Source organism: Pectobacterium nicotianae, from assembly GCF_023272715.1.
Classification (GTDB): Bacteria; Pseudomonadota; Gammaproteobacteria; order Enterobacterales; family Enterobacteriaceae; genus Pectobacterium; species Pectobacterium brasiliense.
Genome location: NZ_CP096821.1, coordinates 2729829 through 2754539, shown reverse-complemented (window position 1 = coordinate 2754539; position 24711 = coordinate 2729829). Strand labels below are relative to the sequence as shown.

The 24711-nt window shown below is 52.0% G+C and carries 23 protein-coding genes; 10 read left to right on the top strand and 13 right to left on the bottom strand.

The window, feature by feature from the left end:
- Positions 1 to 376: 376 nt before the first annotated feature.
- Together cspG and MYB54_RS12370 are read left to right on the top strand one after the other, a co-directional pair.
- Positions 377 to 589 (top strand): cold shock protein CspG, encoded by a 213-nt coding sequence (gene cspG, locus MYB54_RS12375; RefSeq protein WP_010275831.1) that lies wholly within the window; start codon positions 377 to 379, stop codon positions 587 to 589.
- Positions 590 to 920: 331 nt separating this feature from the next.
- Complete coding sequence (locus MYB54_RS12370; RefSeq protein WP_010275828.1) at positions 921 to 1067, top strand: hypothetical protein; 147 nt, start codon at positions 921 to 923, stop codon at positions 1065 to 1067.
- A 42-nt stretch (positions 1068 to 1109) separates the two neighbouring features.
- On the opposite strand, the gene MYB54_RS12365 is transcribed toward MYB54_RS12370, so the two are convergent.
- A complete protein-coding gene (locus MYB54_RS12365; RefSeq protein ID WP_014915225.1) occupies positions 1110 to 1592 on the bottom strand; it encodes a cupin domain-containing protein in 483 nt (160 codons plus the stop codon).
- 235 nt (positions 1593 to 1827) lie between these two features.
- Between MYB54_RS12365 and MYB54_RS12360 the strand changes: the two genes are divergently transcribed.
- Together MYB54_RS12360 and MYB54_RS12355 are read left to right on the top strand one after the other, a co-directional pair.
- The gene (locus MYB54_RS12360; RefSeq protein WP_014915226.1) at positions 1828 to 2895 is read left to right on the top strand and encodes a malate/lactate/ureidoglycolate dehydrogenase; all 1068 of its coding nucleotides are present in this window, start codon (positions 1828 to 1830) and stop codon (positions 2893 to 2895) included.
- Positions 2896 to 2934: 39 nt separating this feature from the next.
- Positions 2935 to 3630 carry an extensin-like domain-containing protein gene (locus MYB54_RS12355; RefSeq protein ID WP_039496047.1) on the top strand — a complete coding sequence of 232 codons (696 nt, stop codon included), beginning with the start codon at positions 2935 to 2937 and terminating at the stop codon, positions 3628 to 3630.
- 19 nt (positions 3631 to 3649) lie between these two features.
- Here the strand turns inward: MYB54_RS12355 and MYB54_RS12350 are convergent, their stop codons facing one another.
- The 4 genes from MYB54_RS12350 to yebS all read right to left on the bottom strand — a co-directional run bounded on the left by MYB54_RS12350 (position 3650) and on the right by yebS (position 9492).
- On the bottom strand, positions 3650 to 3841 hold the full coding sequence (locus tag MYB54_RS12350; RefSeq protein WP_014915228.1) for a YdfD/YebW family protein: 192 nt from the start codon (positions 3839 to 3841) through the stop codon (positions 3650 to 3652).
- A gap of 127 nt (positions 3842 to 3968) precedes the next feature.
- Positions 3969 to 5423, bottom strand: a complete 1455-nt coding sequence (gene rsmF / locus MYB54_RS12345; protein WP_248720823.1) for a 16S rRNA (cytosine(1407)-C(5))-methyltransferase RsmF — start codon at positions 5421 to 5423, stop codon at positions 3969 to 3971.
- A gap of 146 nt (positions 5424 to 5569) precedes the next feature.
- Entirely contained in the window at positions 5570 to 8209 is a 2640-nt protein-coding gene (locus tag MYB54_RS12340) for a PqiB family protein (protein ID WP_039554913.1), read from the bottom strand.
- Between the two features lie 2 nt (positions 8210 to 8211).
- The gene (yebS, locus tag MYB54_RS12335) at positions 8212 to 9492 is read right to left on the bottom strand and encodes a membrane integrity lipid transport subunit YebS (protein WP_014915231.1); all 1281 of its coding nucleotides are present in this window, start codon (positions 9490 to 9492) and stop codon (positions 8212 to 8214) included.
- Between the two features lie 307 nt (positions 9493 to 9799).
- Between yebS and msrC the strand changes: the two genes are divergently transcribed.
- From msrC to prc, 3 genes are all read left to right on the top strand, one after another.
- Complete coding sequence (gene msrC / locus MYB54_RS12330) at positions 9800 to 10306, top strand: free L-methionine (R)-S-oxide reductase MsrC (RefSeq protein ID WP_010275800.1); 507 nt, start codon at positions 9800 to 9802, stop codon at positions 10304 to 10306.
- 84 nt (positions 10307 to 10390) lie between these two features.
- Positions 10391 to 11134, top strand: a complete 744-nt coding sequence (gene proQ, locus MYB54_RS12325) for an RNA chaperone ProQ (RefSeq protein ID WP_014915232.1) — start codon at positions 10391 to 10393, stop codon at positions 11132 to 11134.
- Positions 11135 to 11153: 19 nt separating this feature from the next.
- Entirely contained in the window at positions 11154 to 13169 is a 2016-nt protein-coding gene (gene prc / locus MYB54_RS12320) for a carboxy terminal-processing peptidase (RefSeq protein ID WP_010275794.1), read from the top strand.
- Between the two features lie 125 nt (positions 13170 to 13294).
- Here the strand turns inward: prc and MYB54_RS12315 are convergent, their stop codons facing one another.
- From MYB54_RS12315 to MYB54_RS12305, 3 genes are all read right to left on the bottom strand, one after another.
- Positions 13295 to 14161, bottom strand: a complete 867-nt coding sequence (locus MYB54_RS12315; RefSeq protein ID WP_248720822.1) for a helix-turn-helix transcriptional regulator — start codon at positions 14159 to 14161, stop codon at positions 13295 to 13297.
- A 44-nt stretch (positions 14162 to 14205) separates the two neighbouring features.
- Positions 14206 to 14838, bottom strand: a complete 633-nt coding sequence (locus MYB54_RS12310; protein WP_180774093.1) for a YbhB/YbcL family Raf kinase inhibitor-like protein — start codon at positions 14836 to 14838, stop codon at positions 14206 to 14208.
- A 257-nt stretch (positions 14839 to 15095) separates the two neighbouring features.
- Positions 15096 to 15917, bottom strand: coding sequence for an AraC family transcriptional regulator (locus MYB54_RS12305; protein WP_240357450.1), 822 nt, complete (start codon positions 15915 to 15917; stop codon positions 15096 to 15098).
- A gap of 142 nt (positions 15918 to 16059) precedes the next feature.
- Between MYB54_RS12305 and MYB54_RS12300 the strand changes: the two genes are divergently transcribed.
- Together MYB54_RS12300 and MYB54_RS12295 are read left to right on the top strand one after the other, a co-directional pair.
- Complete coding sequence (locus tag MYB54_RS12300; protein ID WP_248720821.1) at positions 16060 to 17286, top strand: MFS transporter; 1227 nt, start codon at positions 16060 to 16062, stop codon at positions 17284 to 17286.
- A gap of 119 nt (positions 17287 to 17405) precedes the next feature.
- On the top strand, positions 17406 to 17942 hold the full coding sequence (locus MYB54_RS12295; protein WP_014915238.1) for a methylated-DNA--[protein]-cysteine S-methyltransferase: 537 nt from the start codon (positions 17406 to 17408) through the stop codon (positions 17940 to 17942).
- Between the two features lie 55 nt (positions 17943 to 17997).
- Here MYB54_RS12295 and potD read toward each other — a convergent pair whose 3' ends face one another.
- The 4 genes from potD to potA form a co-directional block, all read right to left on the bottom strand.
- Entirely contained in the window at positions 17998 to 19041 is a 1044-nt protein-coding gene (gene potD, locus MYB54_RS12290) for a spermidine/putrescine ABC transporter substrate-binding protein PotD (RefSeq protein WP_014915239.1), read from the bottom strand.
- A gap of 100 nt (positions 19042 to 19141) precedes the next feature.
- The gene (gene potC / locus MYB54_RS12285) at positions 19142 to 19918 is read right to left on the bottom strand and encodes a spermidine/putrescine ABC transporter permease PotC (protein WP_014915240.1); all 777 of its coding nucleotides are present in this window, start codon (positions 19916 to 19918) and stop codon (positions 19142 to 19144) included.
- Positions 19915 to 20775, bottom strand: a complete 861-nt coding sequence (gene potB, locus MYB54_RS12280; protein WP_014915241.1) for a spermidine/putrescine ABC transporter permease PotB — start codon at positions 20773 to 20775, stop codon at positions 19915 to 19917. The genes potC and potB overlap by 4 nt, the downstream gene beginning before the upstream one ends.
- Positions 20759 to 21874 (bottom strand): spermidine/putrescine ABC transporter ATP-binding protein PotA, encoded by a 1116-nt coding sequence (potA, locus tag MYB54_RS12275; RefSeq protein WP_014915242.1) that lies wholly within the window; start codon positions 21872 to 21874, stop codon positions 20759 to 20761. The genes potB and potA overlap by 17 nt, the downstream gene beginning before the upstream one ends.
- A 359-nt stretch (positions 21875 to 22233) precedes the next feature.
- Between potA and pepT the strand changes: the two genes are divergently transcribed.
- Positions 22234 to 23466, top strand: coding sequence for a peptidase T (gene pepT, locus MYB54_RS12270; RefSeq protein ID WP_014915243.1), 1233 nt, complete (start codon positions 22234 to 22236; stop codon positions 23464 to 23466).
- 78 nt (positions 23467 to 23544) lie between these two features.
- Here pepT and MYB54_RS12265 read toward each other — a convergent pair whose 3' ends face one another.
- The gene (locus MYB54_RS12265; protein ID WP_014915244.1) at positions 23545 to 24666 is read right to left on the bottom strand and encodes a ribosomal protein uL16 3-hydroxylase; all 1122 of its coding nucleotides are present in this window, start codon (positions 24664 to 24666) and stop codon (positions 23545 to 23547) included.
- Between the last annotated feature and the right edge of the window lie 45 nt (positions 24667 to 24711).

Here is a 24711-nt window from a genome sequence, read left to right as displayed (position 1 = left end):
GTATAAATGCCAACTTTTAGCGCACGGCTCTCCCAAGAGCCATTTCCCTAGACCGAATACAGGAATCGTGTTCGGTCTTTTTTTTGATGTATCGGTTGGCGATTTTTGCCAATTAAGATGTCGGCACGAGGTGAGTTTCGTCTCTGCGGGCCTTTTAAAGGTTTTTAAAAATAAACGCTTGCTAAAGATATTTATACATGCGTTAATGAGTGGTCGGTTTGATTCGCAGACCTAAAAAGCAGTTTAGTAAAGCAGTTCTCATTTCCAAGTGTTATCCATAGATATCCCTTCTTTTGAGCCTCCTTATCGTTGCTAATTAAATTCTGTGCACAGGCCCTATTTGCCGGAAGGCACTATACAAATTAAGGTAATATTTATGTCTAACAAAATGACTGGTTTAGTAAAATGGTTTGACGCTGGTAAAGGTTTTGGTTTCATTACTCCTGACAACGGCAGCAAAGATGTATTCGTACATTTCTCTGCTATTCAGAGCAACGATTTCAAAACGCTGGACGAAGGCCAAAAGGTTGAGTTCACCATCGAAAACGGCCAGAAAGGCCCAGCAGCTGGCAACGTTGTCGCGCTGTAATTGAATTAATGTTTCTCTTGCGATAGCGATGATGGTTTAATCCGGAGCAGTCAAGAAAACATTTAGAACCCCTAGCGTAAAGCTGGGGGTTTTTGTTTTTATATCTCATAGCCACTTACTGAATTTTATCTTCAGCACTCAGCAGCCTATATTGTTTTATTCTTCATCATCCGTAAGCGTTCAGTTTCATTAACTGCTGCATAGCGAACGGACATAATTTCTCTACCTTCATTATAAAATGCCTTTTATCACAATCTAATCGACAGGTTCATATCCCGTTTATATCCGTTATCGACTAAGTTTATAGAACACGACGTAATGGGAGGAAACAATGACTGAGAAAAATACGGGCACCAAACACAAGGATGAAAATGACCATCCGGCAAAAGATGCACCAAAAGATCAGGGAGAGATTCCGCGCAAACGTGATGACAGCAAGGATGATGTCGATGATCCGTTTGATGCGAATAAGGCTTAATAGGTTGGCGACGGGCTTCCGTCGCCAATATGCAGCGAAAAGTTAGTGCGCTTTATGCGCGGCGGTGACCGATGCATCGGGGGTGAAATAATCGCTCTCATCCACAATTGGAATATAAATCCGAACCCATTCAGTCCCTTCAACCATCTCCCAACTATGTCCTTCTCCCTGAGTGTCGGCGGCAATCAAGACGGTTCCAGGAGAAAGCAGAAAAGTGGAACCATCGCTAACTCGAAATTTCAATGTGCCTTTCAGCGTGATGACATATTGCTTGCGCGGGGCTGGGTGAACGTTCATCTCCCACGCTTCCGTGGAATTGCTGAGCCAGAATTTTTGTGCAGTGATTTTTTCCAGAGCGGGCACGCTGCCTGTTACGAAGGCCGAGTGATTATCTGGCGTATTGATGAGTTTGATGGCAGGTATCCGTGTTTCCTCTGCGTGAGGTGAGGGAGGCGCTGCGGAATAAGCAGTAACGGAAAACCATAATCCAGCAAGCGCCAGAAGAAAACGCGATGTCTTTTTCATTTAAATAAAATCCATATTATCTATGCCCGATAAGTAGGCAACCCTATATATGTCAGCCGTCTCTGCGTACGTCTTACAACGTCGGGGATGGTACTGCTGGGGGAGATCCTTCACCAGATGGTTAAAGCAATCGCACCGATTGGTATCTCGCTTGATTTGTTTATATTTTATTCATTCCAGTTCCGCAGTAGGATGAAATCGGTGAAGCATAAATCAGTCGATGAAGGGAAGGGATATGCAGATTTCAGCCAGCCGTCTGATGGCGACGACGCAAAGCGTATTGCAAAAAGCAGGATGTGAAGAAAACGAAGCTCGAATTGTCACCGAACACCTTGTAGCCGCGAACCTGAAAGGGCATGACAGCCACGGCGTGGGGATGTTGCCACATTATGTGGCGTTCATCGAGAAAGGCATCATGCACCCGAATACGCCAGCGCGTTTAGTGCGTGACAGTGGGGCGGTGCTGCAATTTACTGGCGATCGCGGTTTTGGTCAGCGTACGGGTAAAGAAGCGATGCAGGCGGCTATTGATCGAGTGAAAACGACGGGCGTGTGTTTAATGACGCTGTCGTCTACCTGCCATTTGGGACGCATCGGCACTTATGGGGAAATGGCGGCGGACGCCGGGCTCGTGTCGATACATTTCGTCAACGTTAACGATCTCGACCCGATTGTGGCTCCCTGGTGTGGCAGCGAAGCCCGTTTCGGGACGAACCCTATCTGCATTGTATTCCCGCCAACGGAGCATAATGCGGCCTTTGTTCTGGATTTCGCCACCAGCGTGGTTGCGCTGGGGAAAACCCGCGTCGCGTATCTGGCGGGCAAAACGTTTGATGAAGAGGTCATGCTGGATTGTCACGGTGTTTCCACGAACGATCCGAAAGTCATGTGGGAAGGCGAAAAGCACGGAGCCTTGAAACCCATTGCGAAGCATAAAGGCGGCGGGTTGATTTTAGCAGCGGAAATGCTGGCAGGGCTGTTGTCTGGTGGAGGAACCATTCAACCGGAGAACGCGCGTCAGGGGGCGATAGTGAATAACATGACGACGATTGTTATCGATCCCGCCAGTATGGTTTCTATGGCGTGGTTGCAGAAAGAATATGATGCGATGCTGGACTACGTTCGCTCTTCAACGGCTCCCGAACCGGCGCAACCTATTTTAATCGCTGGTGAACCGGAGCGTATTTCGCAGGCACAGCGTTGTGCAGACGGTATTGACTTGTCCGATCAGGAGTGGCAGAAAATCGTGGAGGCAGGGATCGCGTTGGGGATGAATCCTGCCGAGTTCACGTTAATAGCATAATATTATTCAGGAGAAGACAATCATCGGGAGACGAAACGGATGCGGGGATGGGTAATAGTAGTGGTAATACTTGGGGCGTTGGTGGCTCTGGCACCCTGGATCCAACGTCAACTCCCGCCCGGCTACGATCCTTTTTCTCCGCTGTCCGTTGATGACCCACCCACGTTTATTACTCGGCTGAAAATGAAGTCTGTCGCCAGCGATCCTGAGGCCTGTCTGGCGGTATTAAAGCAGGCGCAGGAAAATGGGCGACTGCGATTCTCCGAGGCCAATGATATCAGTGGGCAATGTCCGGTAGCATCGCCCGTCCGGATACAAGGTTTTGGTGCGGTCACACTCAGTTCCAGTTTTCTTGCCAGTTGCCCGCTGGCGCTGAGTAGCACCATGTTTGTGGCACAGGTCGCGGTGCCGCAGGCGCAGTCACTTGGCACGTCGTTGACGCGTATCGACCATATGGGTAGCTACGCCTGTCGTAATATCTACCATCGACCGGAAGGGCGTTTGAGCGAGCATGCAACGGCGGACGCGTGGGATATTGCCGCGTTTCGTCTCTCTGACGGTCGGCAGGTTAGCGTCCTGAATCAGTGGTCGGCAACGGACGAACGCGGCAGCTATTTGCGTACCACGTTCAGGGAAAGCTGTCGCTTTTTCGGTAACGCGCTGGGGCCGGAATATAACGCCGCACACGCTAATCACTTTCACTTTGGCATGCGCGGTTTTGGCGTGTGTCGATGAAAATACTCAGGTGAAAAAACTAGAAATCAGCGTATTCCTGAGCGGGGATCCAGAAGCCGTCAATATAGTCTTCGATGGGGAAGCAGCCCGCGCGGCGCAGGCGCTGTTCGTCCATCGCTTGCAGACACTGCGCTTCGGTGTTGTAGGCACCGACGACCAAATCGTCACAGCCATGCCCGAGATAACAAACAAATATCACTAATGCAAACATGCCGTTCTCCAGACATTACCGCGATTTTCTCTATCTGTCAGGATAATTGTAGATGAAAATCAGTGAGGAAAGGCAGAACGGGCGGTTCATCAGGTGGTTTTATCGCCACCTGATGCAGAAACCGCATTTATTCTTTAGAAAGAGGCTGAGCGGAGGTCGCGCCATCCCGCACGAGGTCGCGCGGCAGATTGTTTTTTATCCGGCTGTTGATACGTTTGGCCAGGCCGACGGGCGTGTTCTGGTAGGTTAAAATGAGCTCATCCGCAGCAGGAAGCGGTTCTGGATAGCTGTCTTTCCCCTGAAACCACTCACAAGCGATGCGATCGGTCAGCGCGTAGGCATTCTTCGCGTTCGGATCGGCCAGCGCAACAATGGCTTCATGTTGCCAGCGGAAACCTTTAGGGAAGCGTTCAGCGAGTTTAATGCCAATTCGTGAGAATTTGATATTGCCAAAAGCAGACGTCAGCGCCGCAGGGAAGAGCCAGATCTCGCTATCACGCTGCCACAGCTGAAGTAACGTCTCATCCCAGTTAAGACCCTGTTTGCCTGCTGCCTGTTTGAGTAATGCAGAATCTTTGGGCAGCATCGGAGAGAACGGGAATTTACCCACTTTATAGCCAGGTCGTGGCAGCGGCGGCACGCTGGCAGTTTTCCGCAAACGGGCAACAAAGAAGCCTTCGCTGTCATAAATCTGTGGGAAGACGTGCAGGAAGCCTTCTTCGGTTGTCGCGCGTTCGGCGTCGGTGAAGAGATCGTGTAACGATTCAAATTCGCACGCATCAGGAAACTGTGTCTGTAACCAATGGCAAACCTGCTGATTTTCGTGCTTATTTAGCGTACAGGTGGAGTAAATCATCACGCCGCCAGGCTTCAGCGCATGGAACGCGCTCAGAATCAGGTCACGCTGTGTGGCCGCAATATCGGTAATGCTCTCCTGCGACCAGTGGCTCATCGCCGCAGGATCCTTACGCACCACGCCTTCACCCGAGCACGGGGCATCCAGCAGAATCGCATCAAAATACTCCGGCAGTGCCGCGCCGAAAACCCGCCCATCGAAGTGTGTGATCGCGGTATTGCTGACGCCGCAGCGGCTGATGTTGGCATGCAACACTTTTACCCGGCTGGCTGAATACTCATTGGCGACGATAGCCCCTTCATTATTCAATCTGGCCGCGATCTGCGTTGTTTTAGAACCCGGAGCGGCCGCGACGTCCAAAACCGTTTCCAGCGCATCGTTGCGATGGAACAGGGCGCTGACGGGCAGCATCGAACTGGCTTCCTGAATATAAAACAGCCCGCTCAGGTGCTCCAGTGTATTGCCTAGCCGCGTGTTCTCTTCTTCCGCATTCAGCAGCCAGAAGCCTTCCTGACACCAGGGAATCGGCTCAAGCTGCCAGCCATAAGGCTGTACAAGCTCAAGAAAGGCATCGACGCTGATTTTTAACGTATTCACGCGGATGCTCCGACGCAGCGGACGCTGGCAGGCGGCAATAAAATCCTCCATCGAAAGGGATGAAGGCATGATGTCCCGCATAGTGTCGAGAAATTCAGCAGGCAGGCTGGCTGGGGTAAATTTTGCCACGGCGTGGTTCCGTACAAGTTATTCAGTAAAACGAGGGGAAGAAGCGGCGAAGTGTAGCACGGATCCTTCATACATCATGTGAAAACGACGAGACGGCGCGTGAAAACGACAGGGCGACGATAGGGTCGCCCTGTCCGGTGGTGAGTTTAATTATTGGGAGTTGGAATCGCTGTACCCCATTGCCGCCACTCTTTAGGCTCTTCGTTCCTCAGCAGAAAATGCTTTCCTTCCTGTGCTTTGGGAGCGAGAGGCGTACTGGGTGGCGTGGCAAACGCGATACCGCCGCGAATGAACTGCTGGAAGGTTCCGCTCTTGATGACGCCGCCCGTCAGGCCGAATTCCAGGTTGTAACCCGAAGCCAGCCAGAAGACGGAATTGTCGCGCACCAGATGCTGATAGCGTTTGCTGATACGCAGCGACACGGCGATACGGTCGGAAAGCGTGCCCAGCGACAGCCCGGTTACCGTACCGACTTCAATGCCGCGGAACAGCACTGGCGTACCAACCTGCAACGCGCCGGCTTCCGGTGCATCAACGCTGATATTCAAGCCGTCCTGATAGCGAGAATCAGAGATGGTAGCCTGCTGCAGCTCAAAACTCCGCGTTACGCTGCCGTTACCCGGTTCGACGTTGATATAAGGCTGGAATAGCGTCTCCAGATGATTCACTCCGGCAGCGGAAATTTCTGGCGTGACGACGGAAAAACGCGTCCCGGAACGAGCGAAATTACGCACGTATTCAGGGTAGAGGACAGCCTGCACCAGCACTTCATTACGCTGCTCGGACAGCTTCAGCGAATCCAACTGGCCGATATCGATTCCCAGATAGCGGATCGGCATGCCCGGCGCGAGTTTGCTGGCATCGTAGGTGCGCAGAATGATGCGGCTCCCCACGGCGCGTGCCGATGTTTCGTTGTTATACAGAACGCGTTTGCCACCTTTAATTTCCGGTGCGCCCTCCAGATTATCAAAACTGATCGCCCCTTTAAGCGCCCGGTTCAGCGGAGAAGCCTGCACGGTCAGGCCCGACGTATTCAACTGTACCCGGGCACCGCCTTCTGCCCAGAACACGCTGTTTTCCGTCAGTAGCTTGCGGTGTTCGGGACGAATATAAACGTCAACCTCGAAGGTGTCCGCCTTCGGTCGCACCCGCATGATTTCGCCTACCTGGAATTTACGGTACAGCACGATGGAACCGTCCTGAATATCCGGCAGGCTGTCAGTCACTAAGGTAAGAGTCGGGGACGGCGTGGCACCGCGAATGCCTTCTTCGGCTTTTTCGAGATCGCTGAACAGCGGGTAACGCGTCTGAACATCGCCTTTGCTGCCCGGTAAAACCTGAATACCACCGCTGACCCACTCTTGCGCGCTGGCACCCAGCACCTGAATTCCATCCAGCCCCATCTTCACATTCACACGGCTGTTCACGATGAATTTGCTGTCGCGGTGCAATAGCTGACGATATCGTGGCTCGATCACCAAAAGGAAGCTGACACCTTGTTCGTCCAGCGTGCGTTTCACCACCTGACCGACCTGCACACCGTGCAACAGCACGGGTTGGCCGCTATCAATGCCATAGCTTTGTGCAGCCGTGAGCTGAATAGAAAGCGCACCGGGCTGGGTGAGCTGCTGTTGTCCGCTATCCAGTACCTCAAAATGCTGGCGCGGTTCGCCTTCACCGGGGATGAGCGTCAGCGTTGGGCCGCTCAGCAGACGTGAAACATTCAGGTCGCTGAGTGAAAGCTGGGGCTTGCTGAGTTCGATACGCGTGCCTTCCCGCATCAGAGAAACCACGGAAGGATCGATGATGAGCTCTCCGCTGACTTTGCCGTTGTCTGGGTTCAACGTGATTTTATTGAGCGTGCCGACTTCCAATCCCTGATACATCAGCGGAGTGCGCCCTTCGGATAGGCTGTCGCCGGAAGGCAAATCCAACGTGATTTTCACACCGCGCTGGCTTTGTGCCAGGTCGGGATAGAGGCGATAGGATTGTTCGGCACCCGCATTCTCGCTCTCTTCCGGCGAATCGAATGCGATCGCGCCGTTAACCAGCGCCGCCAGATTCTCCATCTCAATTTTTGCGCCGCTGACGCTAATGTCCGCATTAAAGCCAGACACATTCCAGAAGCGGCTATTTTTCTTCACCAGATGGGTAAAGCGGCGTTCAACCAGCACGTCAATCATCACACCGTGGCTATCCTGGGAAACGGTGTAATCGTAGACTTTCCCCACCGGGATTTTTCGGTAGTAAACCAGCGAACCGGTATTCAGTGAGCCGAGATCGTCGGCATGGAGATGAATCAGCAGTTCCCCGGTATTCACGCGGTACTTGGGCTGCGTATCCAGCGCGGAAAAGTGCTCTTGCGGATCGCCGGAGCCGGGCATCATGCCGATGTAGTTACCGCCCACCAGCGCATCCAGCCCTGACACCCCAGCGAGAGAGGCTTTCGGGGTAACCAGCCAGAACTGCGTGCCGCTGCGCAACGCTTCCTTCATATCGCTTTTGATACTGGCTTCGACCTGAATGGTACGCAGGTCTTCACTCAGCTTGATATTTTGCACGGTGCCGACTTCGACCCCCTGGTAGCGCACGGGGGTACGTCCAGCGACAATACCGTCAGCAGAGACAAAATCGATGGTGACCGTTGCGCCGCGCTCCTGCTGATTGGTGTAAATCAGCCAGCCGGCAATCATCAACGCAATCAGCGGCAGCAGCCAAAACGGCGACAGGCGACGCTTGTTCTTCACGGTAGCTTCAGTTGGTGTCCCAGGCGTATTATCTTGCATTGTTATTCCACATCAGTGTTATCCCACATCAGTCGGCTATCCAGCCATTCAACGGCAAGGATAGTGAGAATCACCGCTGCGCCAAAGTAAAAGGCAGCAGGCCCCATGGTGAAAGCGAGTAATTGATCGCGGTTGACGAGCGACATCGTCAGAGCAATCACAAATAAATCGAGCATGGACCAGCGACCGATCCAGCGGATAACGCGCAGCATCTTCATGCGCATCATTATGTTGCCTTCTGAGCGAAGATGGATACTCACCAGCAGCCCGAACAGCACAATAACCTTAGTAAACGGCACCAGAATACTGGCGATAAAGACCACCAGCGCGATCGGAACATTGCCTGACGCAAGCGAAAGAATACCGGAAAAAATCGTGTCCTCCGTACGCGCACCGTTGACATAAATAATTGATATGGGCAACAGATTAGCGGGGAGCAGTAAAATTATAGAGGCAATGAGCGCTGCCCAAGATTTTTGCAGACTTTGCCGCTGGCGCAAGCGAAGCGGAATATGGCACCGGGGGCAACGACCCCGGTTGTCGGGCGAACTGGTGAAGTGGCAGGAAAGGCAGATTCGATAGCGATCCGGCGCAATCAACGGCCTCATGCGCGGATAAAACCGCTGCCAAAGCTGGTCGGTATTTAAGTGAATCAGCGTCAACAGGCTTAAGGTCATCAGTGCCAGAAAGGCGACCAGCCCGATTCCCGCCTGAACATCTGCAAATTCACGGACTTTGATTGCGGCAACGGCCATGCCGACCAGATAGATATCCAGCATCATCCACTCTTTTAGCCGTTGCAACATGAGGAGGATGGGCCGCAGATTCATCCCGATTCGGGGAGCAAAGAACAGGTATAACAGAGAAAAAACCAGCGTGAGCGGGGCGCCAACGGTACAGAAGGCGACCATACTTGCCGTGAGCGGGTGCCCTTGACGGGTGATTTGCCAAATGCCTTCAAACAGGCTGGCATTGATGGTGACGCCCAGCAGTCGAATACTGATCAACGGCTCAGTGAAGGCGAACGGCATCAGTACCAGCATGGCGACGGCCATCGCAGCAAGACGAGAAATACTCCAGTCTCGGCCTGAACTGACTTTGGCATCGCAGCGTGGACAATTCGCCGTCTGAGTTCGTTTCAACTGCGGCAACGCAAAAAAGGCATCGCATTCAGGGCAGCGGTGATAGCGATCGATCGCAGGTACGGCACTTTTCGCCCCCTCGGTTAACGGCGGTCGGGGAGACGGAAACGGTGCAGGGCTGGTTATACTCTGTATTTTCATCTTTCCTGCGATCCGATAGAAGGTGTTAAGTCCCGTTATATTCACGATAGATAACGTATTCACAGCTATTTAGTGTAACTGAAGGCTCACTGAATGATAAATTCATAATAAGGCTCTGATCTCTGCCCGATATTATTTTACAGGTGGAAATAGCATGATATGCACGACAGCGGTACAGTAAAGTGGATGATTCTTCGCGCGAAGGCGCTAATCTTATGGCATTCTGTAACCGATGCTAATGCAGTTTGTGTGGAAACGGTTCGCACTGTTTTGAAAAGACAACGATATACTTTATGAATAAGCAAGTATGAACAAACAAGAATTTTATCAGGATCTCATTCGCGACATGTCATCGCTTATCGCGGATGAAAACCGTTTTATTACGATTTTATCAAACAGTAGTGCGCTGCTGTTTGAGCGTTTGGATGGGGTTAACTGGGCAGGGTTTTACCTGTTGGATAACGACACGCTGTTCCTGGGACCGTTTCAGGGCAAGGTTGCTTGTGTGCGTATTCCGGTTGGCAAAGGTGTATGCGGTGCGGCGATAGCTGAAAATCGCATTCAGCGCGTGGATGATGTCCATGCGTTCCCTGGTCATATCGCCTGTGATGCCGCGAGTAATGCTGAAATTGTGCTACCGCTTGTCGTTAACGGGCAACCGATTGGCGTTCTGGATATTGACAGTACCCTTTATCAGCGTTTTGACGCAGATGATGAAGAAGGGCTGAAGGCCGTGGTGAGCGTACTTTGTGCTCAACTGGAAGCGAGTGATGTGATGACATTCATCAATTCTCTCACGTTGAGACAAGGTTAACGTGGCAATTGCCGATGGCGTCATTATAATGACGCCTGTTCATGCCTGCGCCGGTTGGCAAACCCGTTGTAATCAGGAAATTTCATGGAAAATCAACCTAAGTTGAACAGTAGTAAAGAAGTCATTGCCTTTTTGGCAGAGCGGTTCCCGCTTTGTTTCACCACTGAAGGTGAAACTCGTCCGTTAAAGATCGGTATTTTTCAGGATCTTGTTGAGCGTGTTCCGGAGTCCGATAACGTCAGTAAGACGCAATTACGCTCTGCGCTGCGTCTTTACACCTCAAGCTGGCGGTATCTGTACGGTGTAAAATTGGGTGCCCAACGTGTGGATCTGGATGGTAACCCATGCGGTGAGTTGGAACAGCAGCATGTCGATCATGCTCGTAAGCAATTGGAAGAAGCGAAAGCGCGAGTTCAGGCTCAGCGTGCTGAGCAACAGGCGAAAAAACGTGAAGCAGCCGGAGAATCGGCAGAAGCAGCGCGTACTCCTCGTCCTGCTCAGAAACGTGCGCCGCGCCGTGATGCTTCAAACAATGCATCTCAAAACCGTGCACCGCGTAATCCACGTCAGCCTTCTTCCGGCCAATCGCAGCCCTCTTCTCAGCAATCCGCGAATGCTCAATCTCGTCAGGCAAAACCTGCCAGCAATGAGCGTCAACGGGTAGCGGTTACGGATGTTTCCAAACTGCAAATCGGTCAGGAAATCAAAGTCAGAGCCGGCAAAGACGCCATGGATGCCACCGTGCTTGAAATTGCCAAAGGCGAAGTCAGAGTACAATTGGCTTCTGGACTGGCAATGATTGTACGCGCAGAACACTTGCAGTTCTGATACGGAGGCCAACCTGGGCATGAACAACTTAGTCAAAATAACCGCCATCGCAGGTTTACTGCTGGCGGGCTCCAGTTTTGCAAATGAAAACATTACGCGTGTTGAACAGATTCCTCAGCTACATCAGGAGCCTCAGCACGCTACCGTTAGCGACAGGGTGGCCTCACGTTTCCTGCGTTCGCACTATCGCCAGTTTATGCTGGATGCGCAGTTCTCTGAGAAAATTTTTAACCGCTACCTCAATATGCTGGACTACAGCCACAACGTGCTGTTGGCCTCTGATGTGGCACAATTTTCCGGGCAAAAAGCCCAGTTGGGCGACGCGCTGAAATCCGGTCAACTGGATGTTCCGTACGCGTTGTACAATCTGGCGCAGAAGCGTCGGTTTGAGCGTTTTCAATATGCACTGTCGCTGCTGGATAAACCAGTCGATCTGACGGGCAATGAGACGTTTGAGCTCGACCGCAGCAAAGCCCCTTGGCCGCAGAACGTGGGTGAACTTAACCGCCTGTGGGATGCCAAGGTAAAATATGACTGGCTCAGCCTGAAGCTGACCGGTAAAGATGATAAAGACATCAAAGAGACGCTGACCAAGCGTTACCAGTTTGCGATTCGCCGTCTGGCGCAAAGCAACAGCGAAGATGTTTTCCAACTCGTCATGAACGCCTTTGCGCGTGAAATTGACCCGCATACCAGCTACCTGTCACCGCGTAACACCGAGCAATTCAATACCGAAATGAGCCTGTCGCTCGAAGGGATTGGCGCGGTGCTGCAGATGGATGACGACTACACCATGATTAATTCTATGGTGCCAGGCGGTCCGGCAGCGAAAAGCAAAAACATTACCGTCGGTGACCGCGTGGTTGGCGTAGGCCAAAGCGGTAAGCCAATGGTCGATGTTATCGGCTGGCGTCTGGATGATGTCGTTGCGCTGATTAAAGGGCCGAAAGGCAGTAAGGTGCGTCTGGAGATTCTGCCTGCTGGCAAGGGGACGAAAACCCGCATTGTTACGCTGACGCGTGAACGCATTCGCCTTGAAGACCGCGCGGTTAAAATGTCCGTCAAGACGGTCGGCAAGGATAAAGTCGGCGTGCTGGACATCCCCGGTTTCTATGTCGGCTTGACGGATGACGTGAAAGTTCAGCTCCAGAAGCTGGAAAAACAGAACGTCAGCAGCATTGTGATTGACTTACGTACTAACGGCGGCGGTGCGCTGACGGAAGCGGTAGGGCTTTCTGGTCTGTTTATCCCAGGCGGCCCTGTGGTTCAGGTACGCGATAATAACGGCAAAGTGCGCGAAGACAGCGACACCGACGGCATTGTGTATTACAAAGGCCCGCTGGTGGTGCTGGTAGACCGCTTCAGTGCTTCTGCTTCCGAGATCTTCGCAGCGGCAATGCAGGATTATGGTCGTGCCTTGATCGTCGGTGAACCGACGTTTGGTAAAGGCACCGTACAGCAGTATCGCTCTCTGAATCGGATTTACGATCAGATGCTGCGTCCTGACTGGCCAGCGCTGGGTTCTGTGCAATATACGATTCAGAAGTTCTATCGTATTGACGGTGGCAGTACTCAGATGAAAGGCGTGACGCCTGACGTGATGATGCCAACCGGCACGGAAACGGTAGATACCGGTGAGAAGTTTGAAGATAACGCGCTACCGTGGGACAGCATCAAAGCGGCGAACTACACGAAGAGCGGCGATCTGAAGGCACTGATCAGCAAACTGAATGAACATCATCAGGAGCGTATCGCCAAAGATCCTGAGTTCCAGTATGTCGCGCAAGATATTGCTCGCTACAACGCGCTGAAGGATAAGCGCAACATCGTGTCGCTCAACCTTGCCCAGCGCGAGAAAGAGAATGACGATGATGAAGCGATGCGTCTGAAGCGGATTAACGATCGACTGGCGAGAGAAGGTAAAAAACCGCTCAAATCGCTGGAAGATCTGCCGAAAGACTATCAGGCACCCGATCCTTATCTGGATGAAACAGTGAAAATCGCTAACGATTTGGCACAGGAACAGAAAGAGTAAAGAACAAATAGTAAGTCGCTAAAATCGTGCCGATAATTAAACGCCCTGTCTGGTTTATCCAACAGGGCGTTTTTTTAACTTACGTTGAGCGCTTTGGGATGAAAGCGCGGAGCTGTTGATGACGATTAACGAATCTTGGTTGGCGAACAGCCAAAACGGGTTTTAAACCGTTCGGAAAAACGCGCCGAGGATTTATACCCGCAGGCTTCGGCCAGACGTTGCATACTCCATGATGTCGTCTGTACCAGCATCATCGCGTGTTGCATTCGCGTCTCCAGCAACAGCACTTCAAAGCGTGTCTGCTCGGCGGATAGCCTCCGGCGCAGCGTAGCCTCGCTCATCGCCAGAAGGCGACCCGCAGACTGTGCGGTCCAGTGTCGTTCCGGCTCTTCACTGATAAGCGCACGCAACTGTGCCGTAACGCCGGGCTGTGGCGGTGCGCCAAAACGATATCCCCGTTCCGACAGCGCCAGCAGCATATCCATTAGCCGCAGTTCGAGACGCAATTCATTCAGTGCGTTGCCCGTAATCCCCTCAACCAGATACTGCAATGTGTGGGTGAGATCGTCATCCAGCGTGAGGGTAGTGAAAGGACGCGGATGATGCGCAGGGGCTAATATTTCAGGGTAGCGTTGATAAAACCGTGCCAGAAGCGTGGATGAAAACGTCAGAAATATCGACCGGAAAGCGGAGTCATGACCGCCGGGTGTTTTCGCCAGATCGGCGCTTGCGTCAGGCGTAATCAGACAAAGCTGAGATGGCGTGTCGACAACCGTCGTTTCGTTCTGCTCAAGAAGGGTTAATCGGCCAGAGAGAACCAGCAGAAGCGTGGCCTCATAAAAATGAAAACGCGTTGTCTGCTGTGGCGTGCGTAAGTGAGGCTGAGCTAGCGCACACAGGCCATACCGCTGTAGCGGCTGGCCTGATGGCAATCGCCAGTCCGTCTCTGGACTAAGAGGCGGGGCGGCGGGGCGTAAAGCGGTCACGCTCATGGCCGGCCATTCTTATAACGAGGCATGATCATAACGTATTACTATCACAACAGTGCGGGATTCAGCGTATACAGCCCGGTGAGTGTCGCTTCTGCCAGTACTGGCGCGTTAGCTAGCGCAGCGCGGACATTCGCTCCGTTAAGTTCACCTTCTATCGTTAAAGCCGGCGTCGCGAGAGCGTAGAGTGTGAAGATGTAATGATGGACGATCGCATCGTTCCACGGTGGGCAAGGACCATCATAACCATAGTAGGTGCCTTTCATCTGTTCGTCCGTGGCGAACCAGCCCGTGTAATCATTGATGCCGTGTCGGAGTCCGGTCGGTGCATTCGGGCCTGCTTTCCCACGCGGTGTGATGCCAGTGGAATGCGAGGCGGCAGGAATTTCATTGATGCTGGCTGGAATGTCCAGCAATAGCCAATGGTAGAAATCGACACGCGGCAGAGAAGCGCTAACCTCGCGGCCTTCCTGATTCACATCGTCACCGCGGCTGGGTACATCTGGGTCGTGGCAGACCAACACGAAAGATTGTGTCCCTTCGGGCGCGCCGTGCCAGGCAAGGTGGGGATTGTGGTTAGAAGACAGCGCAATGTGGCTAGTTGCATCGGGTACGGCAAACGCAAATTCGCCTGGGATAGTGTCGCCGTCTTGAAAACTGTGGCTGGAGAGTTGCAGCATGGTGGTGCTCCTTATCGTGATTCCAGTGGGTGTGGAATCATTATAGAAGAAGCGGAGCGCAATTATTTTCCTAATGCCGTCAGGATAATGCTTTTAACTGTCAATTTGAGGGCTTTAGGCACGGAAATTCGCTAGATGATGTTAAAGAAATGAAGTCAGATAGGGAAAAGCAGGGGGCTGACAAACCCGTAGAGTGGTGATTCGGATACGCTAAACGAGCGTTCAAGCCACCAGCAAGTGTTAGCACGTGGACTGCGTCACTCATCATGAATGTCAGACAACCCTGAAAAGCATGAAGGAGTCTGGCCCGTCACTGTGCGAAATGCGGCAATGAAGGAAGAGGGGCATGAAAATCCCAGTTTGTAGGCCACATTTTTGACCGGCATACCGTTAGAAAGCAGGTCCATGGATACAAAAATCCGCGCCCGTTGCTTCCAGGTCCGAAAACTGCACCCGGTATCTTCTGTGAAATAGCGTGAAAAAGTGCGTTCGGACATTGCAACCCGCTCCGCGAATTCACTCAAGGATACGTTCCATCTATTGTTGACGAGTATATCTTGAGCCACTTTGTGCAACTTATCATCACATGGCATGGCCAGATCTACAGGAAGCGCTTCGGTTTCATTCACGATTCTGAGCAATAATTGGGCGATTAACTTTTGTGTCGAGTGGTTGAAAGATTGCTCAAACAAACTGGATATCAGGTGTTGTGCGAAAGGCGTCATGCCGATGACATGAATGTGATCCAGCGTTTTCATACCGCAGGTTTCCGCCATAAACGAAGGTGTGAAGTACAACGTTCTTAATTCAGTATGAGAAAGCAGGGTGAAGGAATGCCACTGCTCCGCTGGTAGCCAAAGTGATCTTTGAGGAGGTATTACCCACTGTCGACTATCTGTTTGGACTAACATCACACCTTTCACAGCATAAAGCAGTTGCCCCCGTTTATGCCTGTGTGACGGATTTAATTCACCCCGCTCGTACGATCGGGCGAGACATCCCCAGTCGGAATTGTTCATTTCTATTGTCATCTCATCTGTATCGATTGGCGTATTAAATTCAGTCGATGCCATTATCATAATTTTTTCCGCAAATATGTACGAATGAAACGACATTGTTTCTGTGAAATAGTCGATGTTAGGCACCGGCCTGCAAGGGTTTATGGTGAAAACTGGCATGCAGATAATGTTGTTTTTCACCTGCCAATGAGAAACATAAGATATGTCTTCTACTGAAGTTAGCGAACAAGTACCAACACAAGCAAATGTTGGGAGTGACACTGGAAAATTTTTGGTTAACATCGTCGGAGCAATCGCGTTAACTCATGCATGCAATGATGTTATTCAGGCAACGCTGCCATCAATTTACCCGATGCTGAAAGAAAATTTCACGCTGTCGTACGCACAAATTGGCATGATTGCGCTGGTTTACCAAATTACGGCCTCCCTTCTTCAACCCTGGGTTGGTTTGTATACCGACAAACGTCCTAAGCCCTATCTTCTACCCGCAGGGATGGCTGTTACGTTTTTGGGTATCGGTGTGTTGGCAATAGCTGACAGCTTTACCCTGTTGCTCATATCTGCAGCGTTAGTTGGAGTAGGGTCGTCCACATTTCACCCTGAGGCCTCACGGGTTGCCCGAATGGCTTCCGGCGGGAAGTTTGGCACCGCTCAGTCGGTTTTTCAGGTCGGGGGAAATGCGGGTACCGCATTCGGTCCTTTGATCGCCGCACTTTTGATACTTCCCCACGGGCAAATGTCAGTCGCGTGGTTAATGATCATCGCGTTTATTGCGATTGTTATTTTGACTCGTATAAGCCGTTGGACTATCACTCACGGGCATGCGCAGAGCAAAAAGCATGATAGCGTCGGTGGTGAAAAATTACCCCGAAGCAAAGTGATTATTGCCGTTGCAATTGTCAGTGTTTTGATGCTGACGAAGTTCACCTACATCGCCTCCATCAGCAATTACTATACGTTTTACCTGATTCAACGTTTTGATATTACCTTACGCGATGCACAGTTCTGCCTGTTTGCTTTCCTTGCAGCAGTAGCGATTGGAACGTTTGCTGGTGGGCCGGTTGGCGATCGTATCGGCCGCAAGGCGGTGATCTGGATATCATTTTTAGGGGTTATTCCCTTCGCTCCGATCCTGCCGCATGCAAATTTTTTCTGGACCGTCACGTTGACACTCATCATTGGTTTTGTACTGTCTTCGGCGTTTGCTGCACTCGTGGTATATGCACAAGAAGTTGTGCCAGGAAGAACGGGGATGGTTGCCGGAATTATGTTCGGTACCATGTTTGGTGTGGGGGGAATTGCCGCCGCAGGTTTAGGTAAGTTGGCTGATATCTATGGAATAGTGTCGGTCTATGATGCCTGCGGTTACCTTCCGTTGCTTGGGCTAGCCACTTTGCTGATGCCGGATACGCGTAAAAAATCAAGATAACTACCGCTGAACAGCCTGTCTTGATATTGATAAGTCATTTATTGTAAGGGTGATCCGCCCTTACATGATTGGTGAATGCGTAAGTGTTGTTAGATTAACCCAACGAAAGGGGACACCCTATGTTTTTCAGCCAGTATGATTCTCCAATGGGAGAAATTACGGTCGCAGCCGATGGGAGAAACTTGACCGGACTCTGGTTCGTAGGTCAAAAGTATTATGCGGAGTCCCTTCACGTCGAACTGTCGATAAGCCCCGAACTGCCGATTTTTTCTGTCACTAAACGATGGTTAGATGCTTATTTCTCAGGCAAGAATCCCTCCCTCGATACTCTGCCATTGGCGCCAAGCGGCAGTGATTTTAGGCTGGCTGTTTGGCAACGCTTATGTCAGATCCCGTATGGTGAATATGTCACATACGGAACGGTAGCCAGAGATGTTGCAGCTGTTATGGGTAAAACCAGCATGTCAGCTCAGGCTACCGGTGGGGCGGTGGGTCACAACCCAATATCTATTATCATTCCCTGCCATCGGGTAATCGGTACCAATAACAGTTTGACTGGGTATGCTGGCGGTATCGCAAAAAAAATTAAGTTACTTGAACTGGAAGGGGTTAATACCGCGAATATGAGCGTCCCTATCAAAGGGACGGCTCTATGATAATGCTCGTCTCTACCCGATCGACATTGCTATCGTGTGACACGATATCTCGCGATTAACGACCCGCTTTTAGCTGCTGGAAGTAGGTTTCATACAGCGTGCTGGCGCTGCCAACGTCGTTCTGCCATTCGCCTTTCGCGATGGTTTCATCATCCGGGTACAGCGTTTTGTCCCCTGAAACCTCCGGTGGCAGTAACTTTTTCGCCGCCAGGTTCGGCGTTGGATAACCGATCGTTTCCGCAACCTGTGCCGCCACTTCCGGGCGCAGCAGGAAGTCGATCAGCTTCATCGCGCCGTCAACGTTTTTGGCATTGGCCGGAATCGCCAGACTGTCCATCCAGAAGATGCCGCCTTCTTTGGGCCAGATGACATCCAGCGGAGTACCTGCCTGACGCGCCACGTAGGCAGAACCATTCCACACCATACCCAGATTGACTTCACCTTCGATGAACGGGTTGCCGGGGTTGTCTGAGTTGAACGTCAGCACGTTCGGCATCAGAGCCTGCAATTCTTTATAGGCCGCTTCAATCTCTTTGGGATCGGTGGTATTTGCGGAGTAACCCAGTTTACGCAGAGCGATTTGGAACACCTCACGCGCGTCATCGGTCAGCAGCAGGCTGTTTTTGTACTTTGTATTCCACAGATCGGCCCAACTGGTGACGCTGGCGGGGTCAATCATTTCATGATTAATACCAATCGCCGTGGCACCCCAGATATAAGGAATGGAGTAATCGTTGTTTGGATCGAAAGATTTGTGCAGCAGATTCGGATCGAGATTGTGGAAGTTGCTGAGCTTGCTGGTATCAATCTTTTGCAGCATGCCTTCTTTGCTCATCTTGGAGATGAAATACGTTGAAGGCACGACCAAATCGTAAGCGCCGTCCTTATAGGTCTTCAACTTGGCATACATACTCTCGTTGGATTCATAGGTGGAGTAAATCACCTTGATGCCCGTCTCTTTCGTGAACTGTTCCAACAGGCCCGGCGGCACGTATTCGGTCCAGTTATAGAAATAGAGTGTCTTGCTGTCGCTGGCATTGGCGGTGCTGATGCCGAACGCCATTGCGCAGGCTGCCAGTAGGTGTGGCCACTTTTTCATTATGTTTACCTCCTTACAGGTCCCAAAGGAAATACCCGCCTGGAATAGGTTCTTACAGGCAGATATGAAAAAAACGATATTCATCGTGCTTGCCGCCACCTTATTTTCCGGTGCGGTCGCGTAAAATCAGCTGGCTACTGAGCACCAGCACCAGCGATAGAATGAGCAAAATCGTTGCCAGCGCGTTAACTTCCGGGGAAACGCCGACCTTCACCATCGAGTAAATCTTCAACGGCAGAATCTCATACGCGGGCCCGGTGACAAACGAGGACACCACCACGTCATCCATCGACAGCGTAAAGCTGAGCAGCCAACTGGCGGCTACGGCCGGCATCGCCAGCGGCAGAATGATTTTGCGTAGAATAATCACTTCGCTGGCACCTAAATCGCGCGCGGCTTCCAACATCCGCACGTCAAAGCCTTTCAGGCGCGAATAGACGGTCACTACCACAAACGGCAGGCAGAACGTGATATGGGAAAACAGCAGCGACCAGAATCCGAGCGAGATGCCCAGCAGCATGAAGAGCACCAGCAGTGAAATCGCCATCACGATATCCGGCGACATCATCACCACGAACAGCATGCCGCCGACAAAAGGCTTACCGCGAAAGCGGTAGCGATACAGTGCCACCGCCGTCAGGGAGCCAATCAACGTAGCGAACGTCGCCGAGAAAACGGCCATCGTCAGTGAGTGCTGCGCGGCCTGGAGCAGGCTGTCGTTGTTGGTCAGCAGTCGATACCAGTCCAGCGTAAATCCCTGCCAGTTGATGCCGAAACGCGCCTGATTAAATGAATTCACGATCAGAATGATGATCGGGATGTACAGGTAAGCGTAAATGATGGACATAAATCCACCGCGGATTAAGCGTCCGGTCATTCCAGCTCTCCCTTTTTATTCAGCAGGCGGGCCGTGCGGTAGTAGATAAACAGCAGCACGCCCATGACCAGCGTCAGGCAGATGCTGGTGGCCGCACCAAACGGCCAGTCGCGGATATTAAGGAACTGGCTTTTAATGACGTTACCGATCAGCAAATTCTTGGCGCCGCCCATCAGATCGGCAACGAAGAACAAGCCCATGGCAGGCAGCAGCACCAGCAGGCAGCCGGCGATAATCCCCGGCATGGTCAGCGGGATCACCACGCGAATGAAGGTTTGCCATTTATTGGCCCCCAGATCGCGGGCGGCCTCAAGGTAGGATTTATCGAGCTTCTCAATGCTGGAGTAGAGCGGTAGCACCATGAACGGCAGCAGGATATAAATCAGGCCGAGAATCACTGCTTCGGAGGTGTACATAATCCGCAGCGGCGTATCGATAAGACCCGTCCAGAGCAGAAATTCATTCAGATGGCCGCGTGTACTCAGAAAGATTTTCAGCCCGTAAATGCGGATCAGCGAGTTGGTCCAAAACGGCACAATCAGCAGAAACAGCATCAGTGGCTGAATTTTTTTCGGTAAGCGCGCCAGAATAAAAGCAAACGGATAGCCCAGCAGCAGACAGCAAAGCGTGGCGATAACCGCCATGTTCAGCGAATGCAGCAGCACAGAGGCATAAAGCGGATCGGCCAGTCGCGTATAGTTTTCCAGTGTAAAGACCAGGCTGACGAAATGGGTGTCATCGCGCGTCAGAAAACTGGTTCCGATAATCATCAGGTTGGGCAGGAAAACAAACAGCACAAGCCAGGCAACGATGAGTGTGATAATGATGTTTTGAAAGCGTTTACGCGACTTCTTCATCGTGCAGGACTACCTCCCAACTTTCCACCCAGGTGACGTCTACTTTCTGGTTGAGTGAATGGTCGAAGTCGGGATCGTCTTCGTTAAAGAACTCGCTGACCATGACCATCTTGCCGTTTTCCAGCTCAATGTTGGATTCCAGCGTCATGCCTTTATAGTTGCGCTCGCGCACGTAGCCAACCATGCCTTCGGCCTGCATGCCGTCGCCCAGCTCTTCGACGCGTAAATCTTCCGGTCGCAGCAGTACGTTAAGATGTTGGCCGACGCTGACCGGAAAGCTGACGGTGATAACGCATTCATGGCCTTCGACCTGAGCGCGTACCCGCTGTTCGTCCAACTGCTCCAGCACCACGGCATCAAAGATATTGATTTCACCGATAAAGCTGGCGACGAACAAATTTTTCGGCTCTTCGTAGATTTCACGCGGCGTGCCGTCTTGCTCGATGCGTCCATCGCGCATCACGACGATGCGGTCAGACATGGTCAGTGCTTCTTCCTGATCGTGCGTGACGAAAATAAAGGTGATGCCCAGCTTACGTTGCAGTGCCTTCAGTTCGTTCTGCATCTGCTTACGCAGCTTATAATCGAGCGCGGACAGGGATTCATCCAGCAACAGAACCTTCGGCTGATTGACGACGGCGCGGGCGATGGCAACGCGCTGCTGCTGGCCGCCGGACATCTGGTGCGGGCGACGCTGTGCCAGCTCCTCCAACTGCACCATTTTCAGCGCGTCAATCACGCGTGGCGCAATCTCCGCGGCAGGCGTTTTCTGCATGCGCAGGCCGAATGCCACGTTCTCAAACACGCTGAGATGAGGAAACAGGGCGTAACTTTGAAATACGGTATTAACGTGTCGTTGCTCGGCGGGCTGGTGGGTGATGTCTTGCTTTTCCAGCATGACGTTGCCGCTATCGACCGTTTCCAGGCCGGCAATGAGACGTAGTACGGTGGTTTTGCCGCAGCCGGATGGCCCGAGGATCGTCAGAAACTCACCGTTATTAATGGTGAGATTAAAATGTGAAATGATGTCTTTGCCATCAAAGCCTTTATGGACGTTGAGCAATTCAACGACCGGCACAGTCAGGGAGTTTTCTTTCATTAAGGTCTAGCTCTATGTCCTGATTTGGCCGATTAACGGTATGTCCGTTGCGATCGTACCAAGGGTTATCACCTTTCAGCCAGCGTGCGCAGTTAAGGGCGGCATTTTACGGGAAACGTTGCCTGACGCCAACTTGTGTGACCCACTTACTGCGGATTGATGGCGATTAAGCTAATGAATGAGGGAGTTTGTTTCCTGATTGTTACCTGATTTGGGCATTCTTCGTGACGTGGTCGCCGCTTTTTGGCCTGAATTCTGGTCTGCCGGTTTGTTAAATCGGAAAAAAACTGACCTGACGCAATATTTACCGTGGTAGCCCTATCCATAATGCCTTTCAGGGTTCAGGGGGCATAAATAAGATGGATAAATTACTCGACAGATTTTTGAATTACGTTTCGTTTGATACACAGTCTAAGTCCGGCGTTCGGCAGGTGCCGAGCACTGACGGTCAGTTGAAACTGGCGCGTGCGTTGCAGCAGGAACTGCTCGAACTGGGGTTTGAGCAAGTCGCGCTGAGCAAGCAGGGCTGCCTGATGGCGACACTCCCTGCAAACGTTGCATGGCCCGTTCCGGCCATCGGCTTTATTTCACATATGGATACGTCACCGGACTTTAGCGGCAAGAATGTTAATCCGCAGATTCTGGAAAACTACCGCGGCGGCGATATTGCCTTGGGCGTGGGGGATGAAGTGCTGTCACCTGTGATGTTCCCGGTATTACACCAATTACTGGGGCACACGCTGATTACCACAGACGGCAAAACGCTGCTGGGGGCGGATGATAAAGCGGGGATCGCGGAAATTATTACCGCGCTGGTGCGTCTGAAGACAAGCCAGTTACCGCACGGCGATATTCGTATTGCCTTTACGCCGGATGAAGAAATTGGCAAGGGCGCGCAATTTTTTGATGTTAAAGCGTTTAACGCACAGTGGGCCTATACCGTGGACGGCGGTGGTGTCGGCGAGTTGGAGTATGAGAATTTTAATGCCGCATCGGTTCAGGTGAAAATCGTGGGCAACAATGTGCATCCCGGCAGCGCCAAAGGCGTGATGGTGAATGCGCTGACGTTGGCTTCTCGCTATCACCAGCAGGTGCCAGAGAGTCAATCACCGGAGCAGACGGACGGCTATCAGGGGTTCTATCATCTTCACACCATGAAAGGCTCTGTGGAGCGCGCAGACTTGCATTACATCGTCCGCGATTTTGACCGCAACGGCTTTGAACAGCGCAAACAGACGATGCTGGATATTGCGGAAAAGGTCGGCGCGGGGCTGCACCCGGATTGCTACATTGAAGTCACGATTACCGATACCTATTACAACATGCGTGAGCAGGTTGAGCAGCATCCGCACATTATTGCGTTGGCGCAGCAGGCGATGCGGGATTGTGACATTGAGCCGAATATGAAGCCGATTCGCGGCGGCACCGACGGCGCACACCTGTCATTTCAAGGGCTACCGTGCCCGAATCTGTTTACCGGCGGCTACAACTATCACGGCAAACATGAATTTGTCACGCTGGAAGGCATGGAAAAGGCGGTGTCTGTGATTATGCGCATTGCCGAACTGACGGCGCTGCGCGCGAAGCCGTAAGCGTTGCCATTTTGCAGAGATAAAGAAGGCGGGATATTCCCGCCTTATCTTTGTACTACCCCGTATTCAAGATGGGTCTTAATCCGCGAAGTACCAGTAACCGCTGTTAATCAGAACGGTAAGCTGTGCGAGGAAAGAGGGATCTTCCAGCGCATCGCCGAGCAGTTCTGCACCAATAGCAGAATGCTCAGCCAGCGCAAACAGCGCCGCCTTGTGCGTACTGTTCACTTTTTCCCCGTTAACGAAGCAGCTATCGCCAACGCAGATGACCCGCAGGCCGCCTAAACGACGCAGCGGTTCACCCTGTTGCAGATATTCATACACTTCGCCTGCCTGATAAGGTGGCTCCGGTGGTGAGAGATCGAGCTCGTGACGGGACTGGGAAATAAATTCGCCAAACCAGTTCTGGAAATGCTCAGGCTGCTGCACCAGCTCCAGCATCATTTTTTGCAGCGCATCCAGCTCTTGCGGCAGTACGCTGGCGATATGATCGCGGGGTGGAACATCAGGGTCGCTGTAGCGATAGCTGCCGAGTTCACGGGAAAGGACATAATCCGCAAAGCCGCTGACCAGCTCGCGAGCATTCGGCGCACGGAAACCCACCGAGTAGTTCAGCGAGTTTTCCAGCGAATAGCCTTCGTGCGGGAAACCCGGTGGAATATAGATGATATCGCCGGGTTCCAGCTCCTCATCAATAATGGCGTCAAACGGATCGACCTGAAGCAGATCAGGATGCGGACAGTGCTGCTTCATCGGTATTTTTTCACCGATGCGCCAGCGACGACGTCCCGTTCCCTGAATAATGAAAACATCATACTGATCCAGATGTGGCCCTACGCCACCGCCGGGAACAGAAAATGAAATCATCAAATCATCGGTGCGCCAGTCCGGCAGTTGTCGAAAGGGCTGCATTAAGGCAGAAGAGGGCTCATGCCAGTGATCGACGGCCTGTACCAACAGCGACCAGTTACTTTCCCCCAGATGATCGTAGCTCTCGAAGGGACCGTGGCTGACCTGCCAGCGTCCGTTCTGATGGCTCACCAGACGGCTATCTACCTCGTTTTCTAACGCCAGGCCGGCGAGCTCGTCGGGCGAAATTGGGTCGATAAAATGCGTGAAACCGCCTTTAATCAGGAGCGGACGTTTTTGCCAGTAGTTCGCTAAAAAATCCTGCCAGTCGAGATTGAGCTGATAGTCCATACTGTTTTCCAGAAACTTGTTTTTTTGAGGAAATGACTGTTCTTG